The organism is Photobacterium sp. GB-56 (assembly GCF_003026105.1).
In the GTDB taxonomy this organism is placed as follows: Bacteria; Pseudomonadota; Gammaproteobacteria; order Enterobacterales; family Vibrionaceae; genus Photobacterium.
In genome coordinates, this window is record NZ_PYNW01000005.1 from 256,374 (window position 1) to 269,649 (window position 13,276).

Sequence of the window (13,276 nt, forward strand, 5' to 3'; positions counted from 1 at the left end):
CACAATAATATCCTCTATAGCGGATAAATTGTAAATATCCGCTATAAGGGATATACTTTAAATATCCTTTATAGCGGATAATTTAAAGTGGGAACCATGCAAATCACATCAGCTAAAATGCTCGCCAATGCAGTGCGAGATCAACGTAAAGCCCAAAGCAGAACCCAAAGTGATACAGCTAAACTGGTCGGTATTAAACAAACCACCGTATCTGCGTTCGAAAATAACCCAGAAAGTACCAAGCTAGAAACACTTTTTAAATTACTCGCCGCATTAGATCTAGAGCTGCATGTTCAACCGCGTAACACAAACAACGAACCACACACCACACAACAGAAATGGAATGAGGAGTGGTAAACATGGATGTGTTAACGGTTGCAATGAATGGGATCTTAGTCGGCAGCTTAACCAAAGCAAGCTCTGGTGCGATATCGTTTCAATATGATCCAACATGGTTATCACGAGCAGGAGCCCGTGCGATCTCACTTTCTATGCCGTTACGCCACGATGCTTATCATGGTGATATTCCTTACAATTTCTTCGATAACTTATTGCCTGATAACGAAGAAATTCGCAGCCGTATTCAATCACGCTTTCAAGCTGCTACCAAACGCCCCTTTGATCTACTAAGTAAAATAGGCGGCGATTGTGTTGGTGCTATTCAGCTTTATTCACCACAACATAGCCTACAGGATGTCAGGCAAATACAAGCAGAGCCATTAACCGAATCTCGAATGGCACAGGTATTACGAGGTTACCAAAGTGATGCGCCACTCGGCATGCTAGATGATATGGACGACTTTCGTATATCTATAGCCGGCGCACAGGAAAAAACAGGCTTGTTATGGTATCAAAATCAGTGGCATTTACCGTTAGGTTCCACCCCAACCAGCCATATTCTGAAATTGCCAATCGGGATCTTACCGCACAAAAACATAGACTTAAGCGATAGCTGTGAAAACGAATGGCTATGTTTAAAAATCGCGGCAGCATTTGGCTTTAAAGTGAACGATGCCAGCATCATCAATGTTGAAGATGTAAAAGCATTGGCATTAACGCGCTTTGATCGTCGATGGTCACAAGACGGCAGTTGGCTTATGCGTTTACCACAAGAAGACATGTGCCAAGCGTTAGGTGTTGCGCCAGCATTAAAATATGAATCAGACGGTGGGCCAAACATTGCCAGTATCATGCAATTTCTATTAGGTTCACGAACATCAACCCAAGATCGAGAAGTGTTTTTCAAAGCACAGATCTTGTTTTGGTTGTTAGCTGCCATTGATGGACACGGTAAAAACTTCAGTTTATTTCTAGAGCCTGAAAGCCGTTATAGCATGACACCGTTATACGACATTATTTCTGCTTATCCTTTAATGGATTCAAACAGCATTCCGAAACAGAAAGCAAAAATGGCAATGGCATTAACGGGCACCAAGAAATATTACAAATGGCAAACCATTCAGCCTCGCCATTTTTTAAGTACAGCTAAAACGGTAGGATTTTCAACCCAGCGTGCCAAGGAATTAATGACTGAAATGAAAAACCAAGCACCAAGTGCGATAGAAAAAGTCCGACAGCAATTACCCAACGATTTTCCTACTGATATTAGTGAATCGATATTTAACGGGGTATTAAAGCAAGCAGGGCGATTGGCATAAAACCAAGTTATACGTGTAAAAAAGGCATGAACAAACAACCCATGCCTTAAATACGCTTGCTTTAAATACTCGGGCCTTAATACTTATGCCTTCAGAATTAGGGCTTAATTAGCAAAGAGTAGGATAGTCGGTATAACCGTGATCATTACCGCCAAATAGCGTCGCACCATCCAGTTCTGCTAAAGGTTGTTGGTGCTGTAGACGTGAGACAAAATCAGGATTAGCCACAAACGGACGACCAAACGCCACCAAATCTGCATAGCCTTTATTAAGCACTTCATCCGCACGTGCTTGAGTATAACTACCTGCAACAATGATCGTATTAGTAAAATACTCACGCAGATCAATTCTAAACTGCTCTGGGATCACTGGCGCATCATCCCAATCCGCTTCTGATAAATGCAGGTAACCAATGTCACGAGCTTGAAGTTGTTTTGCTGCCTCTAAAATAGTCGGCACAATATCAGGGCAATTCATATCTTTAAAAGTGATGAAGGGCGCAAGTCGAACACCCACTTTGTTAGCACCAATAATATTACTTACAGCATCAACAACTTCTAGTAAAAATCGAATACGATTTTCCCTAGTGACACCGTAACTATCTGTACGATGATTAGAGTTAGTTCGTAAGAACTGATCGATAAGATAGCCATTACCGCCGTGAATTTCGACACCATCGAATCCCGCATCAATAGCGCGTTTTGCAGCATAAGCAAAATCTGCGATAACCCGATCAATATCTGCTTGTGTCATTGCTCTTGGTTCAACACAATCGACCATGTTGCCATTGCCTTGTTCATCTGCAATCCACACCTTGGTTTCAACAGGTTTAAGTGCCGATGGCGCAATCGGCTTCTCACCGTTTTGGAATACAGGGTGAGATACACGACCTACATGCCATAGCTGACAAAACATCGCCGCGCCGTTCTTATGTACCGCTTGTGTTACTGAATTCCAACCCGATACTTGCTCATCGGTATAAACACCAGGCGTATACGAATAACCTTGCGAATCATCAGAAATCTGCGTCGCTTCAGAGATAATTAATCCAGCACTGGCACGTTGTTGGTAATAACTCGCCATCATCGCGTTTGGAACATTACCCGGCTGGCTACTACGCGCACGTGTCATCGGTGCCATAACAATACGGTTTTGTAGATTCAATTCGTTAAGCTGTGTTGATTCAAAAAGCTTGCTCATTATCGACACCTTATTTAAGAAGTGGTACGTGGGTTTTAACGCTGACTGATTCCATCCAATCTTTTACTGTGTTGTCCCACTTGATCTCAGGCGCACTAAAGAACCCACGCAAAATAGAGAACATAATCGCGCCATCAATCAAACGAACAGCTTGGCTAGTCTCATTCTTCAAAATCGTTTTTACTTGCTTAATAAGTGATTCAACGTCATTGGCGATATTCGCGGTATCTTGCAATAACGCATCAAAATTTAACTCGTCTGATTCTTTCTTGGCTCGCCAAGCTTGTCGGGCAGAGTCAGTTTCAAACTCAGGTAACGCCATGTTTGCCCAACGTGGATAGCCGATTTTTTGTAATGGAAGAAACGCGTTTTTTTGCCAATCAAACACAGCCTTAGAAATCTCAATTGTCTCGATAGATTGCGCTAACTCAATGAAATTCTGAATAATATCTAAGCTTTCTGCTAAAGCTTCGCCATCATCTTTAATCAAAAGAGGCACTTGCTTAGTACCGATGAGCGCATTCGTGGTTTTGTCATCATCATAAGCAATACACGTTACCGTCAGTGGGATATTCAACATTCCAGCCACATAACGGACGCGAGCACTAAAAGGGCAATGTTCATAAATATAAAGCTTCATCGTTATTTCCTATCTAGCTATTTTTGTTTTGATGGCGTCAGTATATTCATTGGATAGAATTTGATAATTGGGGTAAATTTAAAAAGATTATTCGGCTGAGCTGAACAATAAACAAAAGGAAAGGGCATGGATAAGTTTTCTGATATGACGTTATTTATCAGTATCGTTAAAAATCAAGGCATGGCCGCAGCAGGCAGAGAGTTAGGTTTATCTCCCGCAACGGTAACAGCTAGGCTACAAGCATTAGAAGATCGCTACGGTGTTAAGCTGCTTAATCGCAGTACTAGGCATATTTCTTTAACCGAATCTGGTGCGCTGTATCATCAAGCCTGTTTAGAGATAATAGATAGCGTAAAAGAGACAGAAAACTTACTTCAAACCGGTAGCCAAGAAGTACGTGGGACGCTAAAGATCTCGGCGCCACGAGACATAGGTAAACAATACATCTCACCCATCATCTCGGCATTTTGCGAATTATACCCAGACGTTGTGCCGTACTTATATTTAGACGATAAGCTCACCAACTTAGCAGAATCGGGGATTGATATTGTGATCCGTTACGGTGAACTGGCAGACAGTAACCTTATCTCTCGCAAACTGGCAGCCAGCAGGCGAGTGTTATGTGCAACGCCTGAATACTTGGCAAACAAAGGCACACCCGTTACACCACAAGATCTCGCCGATCACCATTGTTTAGCCATGATCCGCAGTAATGAAGAATTAAAAACATGGCACTTTACAGACGACAACCAGCAAACAGTAATAACCCTAGTACCGAAACGTTTTTCAGATGATGGCGAAGTGATCCGCCAATGGGCATTAGATGGAGCAGGCATTGCGTTAAAGTCGATATTAGATATTCAGCACGACATACAAGAGCAACGATTAGTGACAGTGCTTGATGGTTACATGAAGAACTTCAATGCATCGACATCTTCAGCCAGTGCCGACTTAAACGTGATTTACCAAAGCCGCCAGTATCAACCTAAACGGCTTCGATTATTTATTGAGTTCTTGTTAGAACGATTTGGTGAAAGATTGGGGTAGTGGTTACATGTTGTTTTTATGTTGTTCTCAACGAATTTATTTCTTTCTATAATTTAAGATACAAGCGATTATCAAAGTTTAGATAGATAACTACATTACTTCACATTCACCATAATATTGGGAAGGAATTAACTTACCAAACAAAACCGAATTTCTGCTGTGTACTGTTTTCATATTGTCCGTAATTGTGGTGGACATAACATTACCAGAAGAAGTAGATTCTAAAAATGTTACGTGACCAGTTCCAACAATCTTAACAACTTCATTACTACCATTATTACCTAATACATAACTTTTATTATTGTCGCTATCTAACAGAAAACTAAGTACTAAATCGTTTTCTACTTTATGGGATCCTTCAGCGTTTGAATAACTTTTGTAGATACACTTTATAGTACTTGTAGAAGAGAAAGATGAAGCAGACATAAGTAACAATATTACAGGTAATATGATTTTCATATAATTATCCTTTTATAAATATACTTCATCATAGCAATATAAGCACAAATATGCACATACTGATATTGTATATCAACACCTCAACAATAAATACGCATTATGCTGCTTTTATGTTAAATCTAACCGATTGATTTATCACAATATAAATAAATTTAGTTCAAAAAACACTCTGTCATTGGATACTTCTAAACTATGAAGTTTAGGCGTATCGATAGAAGAATGACTGAAAACTATATTTTTCGTAAATTTCGGTGTGGATTATCTAAAAAAGATACTGCAGAACTATGTTTTAAAAGTGTGAACACCATCACTAAGTGGGATAAAGGAAAATCAATACCGCCTGAATGTCGCCGCCTCATGCGCATGTATAAGGGACTTGAATTATCATCGATAGATAAACGTTGGGAAGGTTGGAGGATAGCTAATGGTGTGCTTTGTAATGAAAGTGGTCTATCGGTTGTACCCGAACAAATTTTAACAGGTTATGCACTCATAGAAATCTCAGCAGAGGATGATAGAGCTATGAAATTGAAAATTATCAAATTTGCAAGAATGTTTAATAACATGTGATGTTTAAGGCCGAAAGAATTCGGCCTTTTTTGATAGATAAAGTATACAGCTAATCTACAAAATCTTATTTATTTGTTTTTTGATTTTCATCTAAAGCATCATTAATAAAATGAACAGATAAAAATGGTCTTGCTTCACGTAAGAGCAGGCCACCTAAGAGTATTAAGAAAATACTTAATAATAAAAATGAGATATGGTCACTTTGAAACATACCTACTAACAGAGAAATTAATAAAGAAGCTCCAAATGATAAAATCAATATACCCAATAACGCGTTATATCCGATGGTAAAATAGTCTAATATCGTTAATCTAATTCTATAAGAATCAATTTCCACACCTTTTAAACTAGGGTGTAGCTTTGACATTATAATAAAATGTCTAAATGCTACACTTTGTTTTACTCTGTCATTCAAAACATGAATAGCATTAAACATTGGTATACTTAATCGAACACCATGAATTAGACTAAAGTATTCGATAGATAATTCTGATGTTAATTGAGATTTCATATTAGTAGGTAATCTCTCATCAGATAAAGCTAAATTTATGTTAGTTAAACGATGTTTTTTAACATCCCTGACGAAACTAACAATTTTTTTAGAGTTTATTAAAATAGTAAACAGAACAAGTAACAATATAGATAAGTATTCACCATTATGTAATAGTCCGTTTAAGAATGGAAAAAAATCAAATATTAGCTGCATTATAATTCCTTTAACTTGAGTGCATATAATCTTAAAGCACCAAAACTGTACAAAAAAACACCTGTATTTACAACCAGTAATTGCACTTTTTAGCACAATATGTCGATCACTAAATCACAGCAAATGTTAGTTATTGATTTTTATATACTTATTGATATTTTAGAATAATGCTTTTAATAATTTCTTAACTAAAGCTAATACTTCATATTGTTATAAATAATAATTATCAATTTAGAAATATAGAGAGAAGTTACCTTTAAAAACAGTATTCAGATACACCAAGTACGCATTATGCTGCTTTTATTTTAAATCTAACCGATTGATTTATCTCGATATAAATACATTTAGTTCAAAAAACACTCTGGCATCGGATACTTCTAAACCATGAAATTTAGGCGTATCGATAGAAGAATGACTGAAAACTATATTTTTCGTAAATTTAGGTGCGGGTTATCTAAAAAAGATACCGCAGAGCTATGTTTTAAAAGTGTGAACACCATCACCAAATGGGATAAAGGAAAATCAATACCGCCTGAATGTCGCCGCCTCATGCGCATGTATAAGGGACTTGAATTATCATCGATAGATAAGCGCTGGCACGGATGGAAGATAGTAAATGGAGTGCTTTGCAATGATGGAGGTCTATCGTTTTCCCCCGAACAAATTCTAACAGGTTATGCATTATTAGAAATATCGGCTGAAAGCGATAGGGCAATTAAACTAAAGATATTTAAAATTGCAAAACTTATTAAAAGATAAACATTAATAAAGTCGGTTACATAGGTACCGACTTTAATAAGCTTTCAAATTATCTATAACTAGATTGAGCTTTAGTTATTTTGACACCTGTTATACCACAAGTGCCTAAAAAATATTGTACATCTTCAATAGTCATTTTACATTTAGGTCCAATAACCAATTCTATAATTGGCGATTCTGTATTTTCATAACAAAAATTGTATTCGTAATATGAAACGATATCATCGCCAATTGACCGATATTGCAATGAGGAAATCTCATTTGGTACATTACATATTTTACCGTCTTTATGCATTTGCAAAGGAGTATATATTAACCTGATTTCACTCTCTTCTGAAAAACCGGAATTTTTTATTGAAAACGTAGAGTTAAGAGCATTCGATTGAGCCGTTAAACGGGTAAATGTTTTCACATTATCATCGGAAGATTCTTGACTTAATTGAATCAAAGAAAGGATTTCATTAATTTTTAATCTAGCTTTATCAATACCGTAATCAATTTTTTTAAAGCCAATAGAACTTTTGACATTGTATGAACAAGCTAGATCATCTGAATAATTGGAATTAATAAAATCACTTGCTTGATTATCCTTATCTAACGGCAAACGTAAAGGAAACTTATTTTTATCAAACCCAATAGATACACCTTTTCCGTCATTACCATATGCTCTCCATTGACTCAATAAATCTCCATTTGTAGAAAAACAACATATATAAGGAATTTGAGTACTAAGACCAAGTAGATTATAAAATTCAATATAAGAGTTTATATATTCTTTTTCGTCAGAAATATTTAATCTTTTATTTATTTCAGTCTCCAAAGTGTTTCTAAAAAACTTTAATTCAAGATAGTCATTCATTTTTGTAGCGTCAGAAAGCCAAAGTTTCTTATTTTTCGCAATAGAAATAAAAGCGTTTAAATCACAGTAATGATAAATAATTGACATAACATCTCTTAAAGCACTGATATGAAACGGAAAATTTATTTTATACTATTTTGATCAAATGTAAAACTTGTATGATAAAAACACATGAAATTATGCCTATAAAAGCAGCATAATGCTTAATGCGCATTATGCTGCTTTTATGTTAAATATAACTTATTGAATTATATCGGATATCGTAAATTAGATACTATTAATAACGACATTATCATTAATCAAAAATAAGGATATATGGCGTTATGGCTAGGGAAATGACTAAAAACTATTATTTCCGTAAATTTCAATGTGGATTATCAAAAAAAGATACGGCTAAACTATGTTTTAAAAGTGTGAGAACAGTCACACGGTGGGATTCTGGAAAACCAATACCGCCAGAGTGTCGTAGGCTAATGAAACTTAATAAAGGGCTAGAATTGTCAGCACTTGATTCAAATTGGAACGGGTGGACAGTTAAAAAAGGCTATTTAACCAATGAAAGAGGTGTTGTATTAACGCCTGAACAAATATTAACGGGTTTTGCACTTATAGAAATAGGCTCAAAAAATGATCGAAATATTCAGAGAGAAATAATTAGAATTGCAAGATTATTAAAAACATTAATAAAATAAAAGAACAAATATCATAAAAGCCCCATTTGGGGCTTAATTAATAGTTAGAACTGAGCTTGCAACACGTCGCTCTTTACCTACTAGAGTTGTATAAAATCGTTGTTCAACGCCATAGATAAAGTTTTTAAGCTTAATCTCATCATCAATAATAAATTTATTATTGGCATATGTGATTTCAGGATAATAAGACTGTATATAATCAGTAATAACTGCTCTATCATTCACTCCAAAATTTGCAAGCTTTTCATGAGCTAAAGCAATTTTTTTCCTATTAGGAATACCTACTTTAAAGTTATCAGGATTATCAACATGAATAAGATCATCTTGTAAGAAAGTTATAACTTCATGATCAGTTGCTTCACGATATAAGCTATCAATACCAGTAAAAATTGCACTAATACGTGACAAATCCTTAAAGAAAAGTTTATTAGTACTAATTTGATAAACAGCATCTGGTACATCATTTAAAGTAATAATATTACCATTTGGAATAAATGAAGCATCATTAACATTAAAGAACTTTTTTCTTACATAATTAGATGTTACAAGCTTCTGATAATATTTAAAGTCACCTTCTTTAACACATAAATATTTTGCAGAAGAAAAATGGTTAGGAGATAGCTGGACATAGTTAGCAGGAACAACGTTTTGAACATCAATAAATTCATCTTTGAAATTTGTTGTATTGAAGTTATCAATAAAAAACCATTCACCATCCTCTAATTTATGAGTAGGGGTGTAAGCAATACAATCTGTTAAATCTTGAATTGTATATATTTCTGCATTATGGCTAAGTGCCAAATGAAGCGGTAAAGAACGACCTCGGCTGTGACCGGGTTTAACTAAAAGTAAGCTCATTGTTATTTTTCCATATCGAGGTAAGTATACTCATTTATTTTTTTTACTTTTCCTGAAGTAAATCTTAAAGGATCTTTTATTGTCTTTTTTGTTATAAGAATAATTTTTACGCCATTTTTAGTCGTGACGTAGAAAAAATTATAACCAAATAATAAAAATATAGGGTTAAAAAAAGATATTCTTGAACAATAAATAAAGATCGCCATTATAAAAAAAACATATAAAAAAGAATGTAAATTTATTGGTTTATCATAAGATGCTGCACTCAAAGCCACAAAGAAATAACCAAGATAACTAGGTAGAAATGAATCGTTTGCTATTTCAATGGATTCAAAAGAATCTACTGGGAAATCTAAATCATGAATAAGCCTAGCTATAAATAATGTTATAACACTGAAAACAATAACGATGAAAAAATAAGTCGAAATAGATTGCAAAAAATTAAAAGTATAACTAAAAATTTTAATCTTATAATCTGACGCCACTAAATAAACAGAGAAAGACAGCAGTAACGAGCTAAATGTTAAAAGTAAACGAAAAAAAACAGCCATAAATTTTCCTGTTTGGTGATACTGTCCTTTATATGTAGCATTTCTATCCTAAATACTCATTTATTACCACCGAAATACTTGGATAATTATGTCTTACTTTTAATGCAATTAATAGACATGATGCATAATCATGCGTATAGATAATAAGTCATTTTATATAAAAAACAGACAATTATGTAGACTAACTCATACATACCTAGGCGTGTAAACACTGAGCGCATATAATGCAACAAATAGTTACAAACAGAAATAATATTAACATAAAAGAAAATTCAATCACGTATCACACCAATCAATACGTTTAATAGTTTTACCAAGTTGATGTTTAGCAATTCTCTTGGAATAACCCAAAATAACTAACTCTTCTCCTAAAGAAGAACCATCGATAAGAACATCAGCATGATAAACAAAGTATTTACCTCTACGCATATTTGTGAGGGCTATGCGTGCAGGAATTTTCTTTAAGCGACTATTGATATAGGCAAGTGCTTTCATAGCTAAAAGCTTTTCTTCATCGCATTCACCGTGTATTGATGGTGAATCAAAACCTAAAAGCGTTACATAAACCCCTCGACCAGTAACATCAGGAAAGCTTGGAATATCAACTTTTAAAATATTAGGATGCTCAAACTTCAATACTGTTGCTGTAAAGATTTCATCATCTGATGCGAAACTGATAAAAGATGAGAGTAAAATAAGCGAAAACATCAAATATTTCATATCATGGACTCTTAAGAAGATTATCAAGATAACTTTAATTGATTGGTTGCTAAGAAAAAATCCGCAGATAGAGCATTTTAGAGCTACAACAAATAAAGCGTGTAACTCAGCCTAAATTTTCTATCGGTTCACCATTTACCTTTCACCCCGTATTACTAGACGGGGATGCATAAGCCAACATCGCACCCAGCCAAAAAAGCACGAACCTTTGATAAATATGTCTACGACTATCAATACATTCTCACTATGAAAAGCAGCAACAACCCAAAGGAGCAAAAGCGGCCTAGCAGGAAAGAAGGTGTTTTGAGATTTAATTAAGAGGGATTCCGCTTTGCGGGTATCGGCAAGGATGGACTAGCCGAAAATTTTAAGGGTAGGTTAGTTGCCTTATATGCCATTGGCATTGGTAAAGCTCAGGAACTAAGACAGTACGTGAATTGAAAAATTACTGGTACGTCATTTTTTAACGTACCAGTACGTTATCTGATAACAAACTAACAAGCATCAATCAGAATCAAAAGAAATAGCGTGAGAACACTTCCGACTACAAAACCACAGACAAGACCAGTATCAAAACTGACTATCGCCAATTCTTCAGCCTCACTGACACTAATTATCTTATCCATGATCATACGTCCTCACCTGAAATACTACTCATGACTTCACTTGGTGATTCATTCCCTGAAAACATCTCCTCTGAATCTCGCCCCTTAATCCCTGACTTATCAACCTCACCATAAGGACGACACGTTACCAACGACCTAAACCCTGCAAACTCAAACTGCACTAAGCAATGATTAAACCCCGTTATCTTTATTCCTAATGCGTCAGGGTCAAATACCTTATCTGTCGATTGCTGGACAAAAGCATAATGATACTTTTTCTTATCCTCAGAACCATAGCGAACCGAACCCGTGATAAACACATCGGACACTATGTTAGCCACATAGCTTTTCAAAGAATCCGCATCATGGAGAGTGACAGTATCACTCTTTGTTATCTTGATAAGTGTTGGTGTTTCTTGGTAGGAAAGTTCATACGCAGACAATAACGAATAGAACAATTCATCAAATGATGAAGCATGTGAAGAACCATAGATTTTTAATGACCCATCAATGGACGGGTCAGCAACGATAGTTTTCTTCATGACCTCTGATGCCAAAGCAAAGAACTGGTCGAGTGATTTCCCCGAACCATTAAAGGAAACTTTAGCGTTAACCGGCATAGAAAAGATAAACATAAGTATTAGTAAGTTACGCATTATAACATCCTTGTTTTTTCGACCATTTCTTTAGCGTAGGGATTAAAGACACCACCTGATGCAATAGCTTTGCAGTAAACATCTTCAATTGAATATTCAGTGTTTTGTTGTGTCAGACATTTACAACTATCTTCAACCTCAAAGCACAGTAAGTCAGGGTATTGAGCGACCTTTAAATTTTTATCGTAGAGTGGAGCAGACCAAGGCATACCCTTGATTTTTGATTCATAGATAGACAAATCAACAGGCTTAAAAGAGGGTATAGAACCATCTGTTTTAACTTCCTTGGTGACAGGTTGACTCTCTTCTGTTTGTTCTTCTCCCATGATTGCCGCATAGGCATAAGGAAAACCAACGAAAACAGCAGCCAAGAACACCACCAAAGACACTGCACCCAATATCAATGCATTCTTTGCACCCTTAGCTAATTTGTTATTGTTAGTATCTAACTCAGTAGAGAAGTAAGAACCGTAAAAGTCAGACGGTCTTTTTATCAGTGTCTTTTCAGCCGCTTTCTTATCGAAAGGGTTACTAATATCTATGTATTTCTTTCTTGCATAACACGCAATCCTATCACCACCGACAAACTCAAAATGTCTATGGTGATTCATCATGCGTCTTAAAAACACATCTGTATTAGCAAAGTCTTGAGTGATAAAAACTAAGTCTTTACCATCATGACGGTGAGTAGAAATTGATTCGAGTTCGGCAGGTAATTTGTCTCTAGTTCTTACTGGCCAATAGTGATGTATCTCATCTGCTAAAAAAACAGACTGCTTTGGTAAGTCTACCCAAGTAGCTGGATTATCAACATGTGTGAAATGAAGATTAAGAGGGCGTATATCATCAAACGTTAATTCATGATCTTCAATCTCTCGAATCTCTAACATTTCATCTAATGATTGCAACCGTTCTTTGGTATACAAACGTCTTACCCAAAACATGAAGATATTAGCGTAATTGGCTTTTTGATATTCAAGTTCTAAGAACGGAAAATCTTCTAACTCAGCAAATCGGTCTTGGTCATGAATTTTCTTTAACTTTCGCCTTATTGCTTCATTGCTATTTTCCCGTAAGTACCAACCATAAAACCAGCCAGAGAAAGAGGTGATAACTTCAATATCTAACACGAACAACGGTATACGATGATAGTACATTGGACGATTAGCAAAAATTGAATCGGTCAACACAAACGCGATTGTATTAAGTGTTTTTCCCGCCCCTGGTAATCCTGATATTCCATAAAACATAATTAAAAATCCGTTTCGTTTGGCGCGGCGTGGGACAAGCCCTTAC

Annotated in this window: 17 protein-coding genes; 6 read left to right on the forward strand and 11 right to left on the reverse strand. The window is 35.7% G+C overall.

Annotation, left to right across the window (positions count from 1 at the left end):
• Positions 1-96 precede the first annotated feature (96 nt).
• Together C9J42_RS09400 and C9J42_RS09405 are read left to right on the forward strand one after the other, a co-directional pair.
• Positions 97-357: a helix-turn-helix domain-containing protein gene (locus tag C9J42_RS09400; protein ID WP_107235344.1), complete on the forward strand. Its 261-nt coding sequence runs from the start codon at positions 97-99 to the stop codon at positions 355-357.
• 2 nt (positions 358-359) lie between these two features.
• A complete protein-coding gene (locus tag C9J42_RS09405; RefSeq protein ID WP_107301922.1) occupies positions 360-1,658 on the forward strand; it encodes a type II toxin-antitoxin system HipA family toxin in 1,299 nt (432 codons plus the stop codon).
• Positions 1,659-1,766: 108 nt separating this feature from the next.
• Here the strand turns inward: C9J42_RS09405 and C9J42_RS09410 are convergent, their stop codons facing one another.
• Both C9J42_RS09410 and C9J42_RS09415 read right to left on the reverse strand, forming a co-directional pair.
• Positions 1,767-2,858, reverse strand: coding sequence for an alkene reductase (locus tag C9J42_RS09410; RefSeq protein ID WP_107301923.1), 1,092 nt, complete (start codon positions 2,856-2,858; stop codon positions 1,767-1,769).
• Between the two features lie 10 nt (positions 2,859-2,868).
• Positions 2,869-3,498, reverse strand: a complete 630-nt coding sequence (locus tag C9J42_RS09415) for a GrxB family glutaredoxin (protein ID WP_107301924.1) — start codon at positions 3,496-3,498, stop codon at positions 2,869-2,871.
• Between the two features lie 126 nt (positions 3,499-3,624).
• Between C9J42_RS09415 and C9J42_RS09420 the strand changes: the two genes are divergently transcribed.
• The gene (locus C9J42_RS09420; RefSeq protein WP_107301925.1) at positions 3,625-4,545 is read left to right on the forward strand and encodes a LysR family transcriptional regulator; all 921 of its coding nucleotides are present in this window, start codon (positions 3,625-3,627) and stop codon (positions 4,543-4,545) included.
• A gap of 90 nt (positions 4,546-4,635) precedes the next feature.
• Here C9J42_RS09420 and C9J42_RS09425 read toward each other — a convergent pair whose 3' ends face one another.
• Positions 4,636-5,004 (reverse strand): hypothetical protein, encoded by a 369-nt coding sequence (locus tag C9J42_RS09425; RefSeq protein ID WP_107207136.1) that lies wholly within the window; start codon positions 5,002-5,004, stop codon positions 4,636-4,638.
• Between the two features lie 219 nt (positions 5,005-5,223).
• Between C9J42_RS09425 and C9J42_RS09430 the strand changes: the two genes are divergently transcribed.
• Positions 5,224-5,574 carry a hypothetical protein gene (locus tag C9J42_RS09430; RefSeq protein ID WP_370445013.1) on the forward strand — a complete coding sequence of 117 codons (351 nt, stop codon included), beginning with the start codon at positions 5,224-5,226 and terminating at the stop codon, positions 5,572-5,574.
• 64 nt (positions 5,575-5,638) lie between these two features.
• Here the strand turns inward: C9J42_RS09430 and C9J42_RS09435 are convergent, their stop codons facing one another.
• Entirely contained in the window at positions 5,639-6,280 is a 642-nt protein-coding gene (locus C9J42_RS09435; RefSeq protein WP_107301927.1) for a hypothetical protein, read from the reverse strand.
• A gap of 411 nt (positions 6,281-6,691) precedes the next feature.
• Here C9J42_RS09435 and C9J42_RS09440 point away from each other — a divergent pair, with 411 nt between their 5' ends.
• A complete protein-coding gene (locus tag C9J42_RS09440; RefSeq protein WP_233220738.1) occupies positions 6,692-7,039 on the forward strand; it encodes a hypothetical protein in 348 nt (115 codons plus the stop codon).
• A 49-nt stretch (positions 7,040-7,088) separates the two neighbouring features.
• On the opposite strand, the gene C9J42_RS09445 is transcribed toward C9J42_RS09440, so the two are convergent.
• Positions 7,089-7,985 (reverse strand): DUF2971 domain-containing protein, encoded by an 897-nt coding sequence (locus tag C9J42_RS09445; protein WP_107301929.1) that lies wholly within the window; start codon positions 7,983-7,985, stop codon positions 7,089-7,091.
• Positions 7,986-8,221: 236 nt separating this feature from the next.
• On the opposite strand from C9J42_RS09445, the gene C9J42_RS09450 reads away from it, so the two are divergent.
• The gene (locus C9J42_RS09450; protein WP_107301930.1) at positions 8,222-8,590 is read left to right on the forward strand and encodes a regulator; all 369 of its coding nucleotides are present in this window, start codon (positions 8,222-8,224) and stop codon (positions 8,588-8,590) included.
• A gap of 33 nt (positions 8,591-8,623) precedes the next feature.
• Here C9J42_RS09450 and C9J42_RS09455 read toward each other — a convergent pair whose 3' ends face one another.
• From C9J42_RS09455 to C9J42_RS09475, 6 genes are all read right to left on the reverse strand, one after another.
• On the reverse strand, positions 8,624-9,448 hold the full coding sequence (locus C9J42_RS09455) for a hypothetical protein (RefSeq protein ID WP_107301931.1): 825 nt from the start codon (positions 9,446-9,448) through the stop codon (positions 8,624-8,626).
• Between the two features lie 2 nt (positions 9,449-9,450).
• A complete protein-coding gene (locus tag C9J42_RS09460) occupies positions 9,451-9,999 on the reverse strand; it encodes a hypothetical protein (protein ID WP_107301932.1) in 549 nt (182 codons plus the stop codon).
• Positions 10,000-10,275: 276 nt separating this feature from the next.
• Positions 10,276-10,719, reverse strand: coding sequence for a thermonuclease family protein (locus C9J42_RS09465; RefSeq protein WP_107301933.1), 444 nt, complete (start codon positions 10,717-10,719; stop codon positions 10,276-10,278).
• 494 nt (positions 10,720-11,213) lie between these two features.
• A complete protein-coding gene (locus C9J42_RS21795; protein ID WP_255419060.1) occupies positions 11,214-11,345 on the reverse strand; it encodes a hypothetical protein in 132 nt (43 codons plus the stop codon).
• A 2-nt stretch (positions 11,346-11,347) separates the two neighbouring features.
• Positions 11,348-11,980 carry a hypothetical protein gene (locus tag C9J42_RS09470; RefSeq protein WP_107301934.1) on the reverse strand — a complete coding sequence of 211 codons (633 nt, stop codon included), beginning with the start codon at positions 11,978-11,980 and terminating at the stop codon, positions 11,348-11,350.
• Complete coding sequence (locus tag C9J42_RS09475) at positions 11,980-13,230, reverse strand: zonular occludens toxin domain-containing protein (protein WP_107301935.1); 1,251 nt, start codon at positions 13,228-13,230, stop codon at positions 11,980-11,982. The genes C9J42_RS09470 and C9J42_RS09475 overlap by 1 nt, the downstream gene beginning before the upstream one ends.
• Between the last annotated feature and the right edge of the window lie 46 nt (positions 13,231-13,276).